The sequence below is a fragment of the Polynucleobacter sp. 39-46-10 genome (genome assembly GCF_002282275.1).
The window spans coordinates 1-5,143 of the sequence record NZ_NCJB01000161.1; the positions used below are offsets into that span (position 1 = coordinate 1).

Sequence of the window (5,143 nt, forward strand, 5' to 3'; positions counted from 1 at the left end):
CGCTTAGCTTCGGCTGACGTTTTCGGGGGTGGGGAGAATGACTAATCTGGCTACCGCGCAGCAGCTTGCGCCGTCCAATTTACAACTGCCGGTTTCGGCTTATTTTGACGTTGAGCTCTATCAACGTGAAATTGAACTGCTTTTTAAGCAGGGGCCAGGCTATGTTGGTCACGAACTCATGGTTCCTGAAGTTGGTTCCTACCAAACTTTGACCTCAGAAAATGAAGGTCGACTCTTGGTTCGCAATCAAGATGGCATTGAACTCCTATCTAATGTCTGCCGTCACCGCCAAGCACTCATGCTTAATGGCAAAGGCAAAGCGGACAATATTGTTTGCCCCCTGCATCGCTGGACCTACGATTTAAATGGTCAACTCATGGGTGCGCCCCATTTTGAAGATAAGCCTTGTCTTAATCTAGGCAAATCCCCCCTGCAAAATTGGCAAGGGCTCTTATTTGAAGGTCCACGCGATGTTCGTGCCGATCTTGCCAAACTCGGTGTTGCCGATGATCTCAAGTTTGAGGGTTACGTTCTGGATCATGTTGAAGTCCATGAATGTAATTACAACTGGAAGACTTTTATTGAGGTCTACCTCGAGGACTATCACGTTGTTCCGTTTCATCCGGGCTTGGGTAAGTTTGTTTCTTGCGAAGACCTGCGTTGGGAATTCGGTGACTGGCACAGCGTACAAACTGTTGGTATTCATAAGAACCTTGAGAAACCTGGATCACCGGTTTATCAAAAGTGGCATGAAGCAGTTCTACGCCATCACGAGGGCAAAACACCTCGCCATGGCGCTATCTGGCTTACCTACTATCCGAATGTGATGGTCGAGTGGTACCCAGGCGTTCTCTGCGTTTCCACCTTGCACCCCATGGGTCCGAATAAAACTCGGAACGTGGTTGAGTTCTATTACCCGGAAGAGATCGCCCTCTTTGAGCGCGAATTTGTAGAGGCGGAGCGTGCAGCCTATATGGAAACCTGCATTGAAGATGATGAAATTGCAGAACGTATGGATGCCGGTCGGGCTGCCCTGCTAGCTCGCGGTCAAAATGAAGTGGGCCCATACCAAAGCCCCATGGAAGATGGCATGCAACATTTTCATGAATGGTACCGTCGCGCCATGAGTTACGAAGGCGCATAATTCAGTAACACCCATCCCGCTCTCAATAGGAAGCCATCATGACGCCTCTCATTACTGCAAATCAGTTGGAAGAAATCATTAACAGCGGTGAAAATGTATTGCTCTGTGATTGCCGCTTTGATTTAGTGGATCCCTTAGCAGGCCGCAAATCCTATCTTGAGGGTCATATTCCTGGCGCTCTCTATGTCGATCTAGACCACGATCTATCCGGTGAAAAAACGGGCAAGAATGGTCGTCATCCGCTACCTAGCCCTGAGGCTTGGGCGCAAACTAAATCACGCTTAGGTATTGACTCAAACACTTTAGTAGTTGCATACGATAATCAAGGCTCTGTATATGCCAGTCGCTTATGGTGGATGCTCAAAGCCACTGGCCATGCCAACGTGCAAGTATTAGATGGTGGCCTAGATGCTTGGAATGGCCCGATTGGCACAATGCCTCGCGAAGCAAAACCAACATCAACGCCAGTACCTACAATGCCTTATGTTGGCCTAGTAACAGTAGAGGAAGTTGTTCATAATCTCCAAGCCAAAAATAATATAGTTGTGGACGCTCGCGCAAATGATCGCTTCCATGGTCAAAATGAAACCTTAGATCCTGTTGGCGGTCACATCCCCAACGCGATTAATTATTGCTTCAGAGAAAATCTTTCCAAAAAAAGCTTCAAGGCACCAGAACAACTATTCAAAGACTTTCATGATCTCTTAGGCTCAACTAAAGCATCTGAAGTCATTCATCAATGCGGCTCTGGAGTAACTGCCTGCCATAACCTGTTGGCCATGGAAGTTGCCGGCCTCAAAGGCTCACGTCTGTATGCAGGTAGTTGGAGTGAATGGTGCGCCGACCCGAGCAGGCCAGTCGCACTTTAATGTAGTAACGAGAGCAAGATTACAAATCCAACGCCGCAAGCAATCAAAATCGTTTGACGTAAAGACTCCACCCAGTGTGGGCGGCGATGCATTTGTGGAATGAGATCACTCACCGCAATGTAGATAAAACTACTTGCGGCAATCACGAGCAAGTAAGGCATTGCCGCATTTACTCTTTCCAAAAAGAAATAAGCCAATACCCCACCCACTACTGCAGATAAACCACAAATCAGGTTGTATATGAGTGCGCGCGTGCGTGTGAATCCTGCATTGAGCAGTACGATGAAATCCCCAATTTCCTGCGGGATCTCGTGAGCAATAATGGCAATCGTAGTAAAGATGCCGACTTGGTAATCGGCCATAAATGCAGCAGCAATCAAAACACCATCAACAAAATTATGTAATCCATCGCCTACCAAAATCATCCAACCGCTGCGACCCGCTACTTCTGCATCATGTCCATGGTGGTGGCCATGACCATCTCCTTCATGATGATGGCTATGACGTAGTAAAGCGATTTTCTCAAGCAAGAAAAAGCCCAGGAGACCTGCAAGCAAAGTAGCAAATAGCAACTTAGCATCCACGCCCGGCATCGTAAATGCCTCAGGTAATGAATGCAGCAAGGCAGTAGCCAACAAAACACCTACCGACACACTGACCATGCTGTGAACCATCTTTGACAGAAATGACAAAGAAAAGCTTGCCGCTACAAGAACGCTAGCGGCTCCCGCTAGCGCTGTTACCAGCACAATGCTTTGCAGTACTGACATGAAAATTAAGCAACCCCGTTTTGTTTAAACCAGGCAATACATTTTTCCCAGCCATCCTTCGCTGGACCTTCGCGATATAAAGCGCGATAGTCCGCATGGAAGCCATGGGGTGCATCTGGATAGACTTCAAAGCGGGAGGCTTTAGCAGCTGGATTTTTCGGGGCTGCTGCTGCAAGCGCTTGACGCATCTGCTCAACAGTTTCGAGCGAGATACCCGCATCTGCTCCACCGTACAAACCTAGGACCGGAGCTTTCAGGTCAGCAGCAATATCAACTGGGTGACGAGGATTGCCTTCAGTTTTTTCACCAACTAAGCGACCATACCAAGCTACACCAGCTTTGACCTGAGGCAACGTAGCTGAGAGCCAAGTAATACGACCACCCCAGCAAAAACCTGTGACGCCAACTTTTTTCACATCACCACCGTTTTTGCCAGCCCATTGAATGGCTGCCTGCAAATCATTTAAGACTTGAGAATCTGGAGTCTTGGCAACAATATTGCTCATGATCTCGGCAGTAGTTCCATAGGTATTAGGATCGCCTGCTCGGATAAAGAATTCTGGGGCAATCGCCATATAACCTAATTTAGCAAAACGTCTAGTAACGTCAGCAATGTATTCATGTACACCAAATATTTCGCTAGCGACGATCACAATCGGCAAATTACCTTTTGCTTTTTCTGGACGAGAAACATAAGCTGGCATCTGAAAGCTGCCGACTGGAATCATTTGCTCACCCGCTTTAATGCCCTTGAAATCCGTTTCGATTGCTTGTGCCATCACAGGCTCTGAGGCGGCTACAAAACCAATTCCCATCGTGGTTGCTGTAATAGCAGAGGCTTTCATGAAACCTCTTCTGTCGCTAGCAATTACTTTTGAATCTAAATCTTTTTTAGTAGTCATTTTTTGTCTCCTTACCTGTAATTAATGTGCTTCTTCCCAATTATCGCCAATCCCAATACCCACTACCAAAGGAACCTTCAGTTCAGCCACCTTACACATCAAATCAGGTAGCTTTGCCTGCAAGAGCTCCAGCTCATCTAAGGGTACGTCAAATACCAATTCATCGTGCACCTGAAGCAACATACGGGTCTTGAGACCCTCTTTTTCTAGCCAATTCTCAACCGCCACCATGGCCAATTTAATCAGATCAGCTGCAGTACCTTGCATGGGGGCATTAATTGCAGCCCGCTCCGCACCCTGACGACGAGGGCCATTCGAACCCTTAATCTCCGGCAGCCATAGGCGTCTGCCAAAGACTGTCTCGACATAGCCATTCTCTCTAGCCTCTAAACGAGTGCGCTCCATATATTGGGCCACACCTGGATAGCGATCAAAGTATTTGGCAATGTAATTCTGAGCTGCTGAGCGCTCAATGCCCAAGTTACCCGCTAAACCAAAAGCACTCATACCGTAGATCAGGCCAAAGTTAATGACCTTGGCATAGCGACGCTGCTCTGAATTAACACTCTCAAGCGGCACACCAAAAATCTCAGCAGCAGTTGCTTGGTGTACGTCTTTACCGGCAGCAAATGCAGCTAACAGATTTTCATCTTCAGCAATATGCGCCATGATGCGCAATTCAATTTGAGAATAGTCAGCAGAAAGAAGTTTGCAACCTTCCGCCGGAATAAACGCTTCTCGAATTCGTCGACCCTCTTCTGTACGAACAGGAATATTTTGCAAGTTTGGGTCGCTTGAAGCCAAGCGCCCTGTCACTGCAGTCGCCTGAGAAAAACTCGTGTGCACGCGACCGGTTTTAGGATCAGCCATGCGTGGCAGTTTCTCAATATAAGTTGACATCAATTTAGCAAGACTGCGGTAATCCAAAATACGCGCAGGCAAAGGATAGTCTTCAGCCAACTTCTGTAAAACTTCTTCATCAGTCGATGGCGCACCCGATGGCGTTTTCTTAATTACCGGAAGCTCTAGCTGACCAAATAAAATTTCTGCGATCTGCTTAGGGGATTGAATGTTGAATGGCTGTCCAGCCAGCTTATGAATCTCTCCCTCCAAGGCAAGCAAACGCTTGCCGACCTCTTGGCCTTGCTGAGATAGCAGCGCCGAATCAATCCGAATGCCATTGCGCTCCATGATGCCAAGCACACGCATGGCTGGCATCTCAATGTTTTCATAAACATAAAGAAGGCCTGGGCTTGCCTGGATTTGAGGCCACAGTGCGTGGTGTAAACGCAAGGTAATGTCCGCATCTTCTGCCGCATAGTCTGTAGCGATCTTCAGATCCACTTGATCAAAACCAATCTGATGCACGCCCTTACCGCATACCTCTTCATACTTAATGGTCTTCATGCCGAGGTGTCGCTCAGCTAAGTTATCCATGTTGTGCGGCATATGTGATTC

5 protein-coding genes are annotated in these 5,143 nt (G+C 47.6%); 2 read left to right on the forward strand and 3 right to left on the reverse strand.

The window, feature by feature from the left end:
* The first annotated feature begins 37 nt into the window (after positions 1-37).
* A complete protein-coding gene (locus B7X71_RS11455) occupies positions 38-1,144 on the forward strand; it encodes an aromatic ring-hydroxylating dioxygenase subunit alpha (RefSeq protein WP_293598396.1) in 1,107 nt (368 codons plus the stop codon).
* A 38-nt stretch (positions 1,145-1,182) separates the two neighbouring features.
* Positions 1,183-2,013, forward strand: coding sequence for a sulfurtransferase (locus tag B7X71_RS11460; protein WP_293598395.1), 831 nt, complete (start codon positions 1,183-1,185; stop codon positions 2,011-2,013).
* Here B7X71_RS11460 and B7X71_RS11465 read toward each other — a convergent pair.
* The 3 genes from B7X71_RS11465 to polA form a co-directional block, all read right to left on the reverse strand.
* Positions 2,010-2,783 carry a ZIP family metal transporter gene (locus tag B7X71_RS11465; protein ID WP_293600785.1) on the reverse strand — a complete coding sequence of 258 codons (774 nt, stop codon included), beginning with the start codon at positions 2,781-2,783 and terminating at the stop codon, positions 2,010-2,012. The genes B7X71_RS11460 and B7X71_RS11465 overlap by 4 nt on opposite strands.
* A 5-nt stretch (positions 2,784-2,788) precedes the next feature.
* Positions 2,789-3,685, reverse strand: coding sequence for a dienelactone hydrolase family protein (locus tag B7X71_RS11470; RefSeq protein ID WP_293598393.1), 897 nt, complete (start codon positions 3,683-3,685; stop codon positions 2,789-2,791).
* Between the two features lie 21 nt (positions 3,686-3,706).
* The coding region (polA, locus tag B7X71_RS11475; RefSeq protein WP_293600786.1) for a DNA polymerase I at positions 3,707-5,143 on the reverse strand (1,437 nt) is incomplete at its 5' end.

What these genes read in the sequence shown, in the direction of transcription:
- B7X71_RS11455 (WP_293598396.1), top strand. Translation starts at nt 38, where the DNA reads ATGACTAATCTGGCTACCGCGCAGCAGCTTGCGCCGTCCAATTTACAA.
- B7X71_RS11460 (WP_293598395.1), top strand. Translation starts at nt 1,183, where the DNA reads ATGACGCCTCTCATTACTGCAAATCAGTTGGAAGAAATCATTAACAGC.
- B7X71_RS11465 (WP_293600785.1), bottom strand. Translation starts at nt 2,783, where the DNA reads ATGTCAGTACTGCAAAGCATTGTGCTGGTAACAGCGCTAGCGGGAGCC.
- B7X71_RS11470 (WP_293598393.1), bottom strand. Translation starts at nt 3,685, where the DNA reads ATGACTACTAAAAAAGATTTAGATTCAAAAGTAATTGCTAGCGACAGA.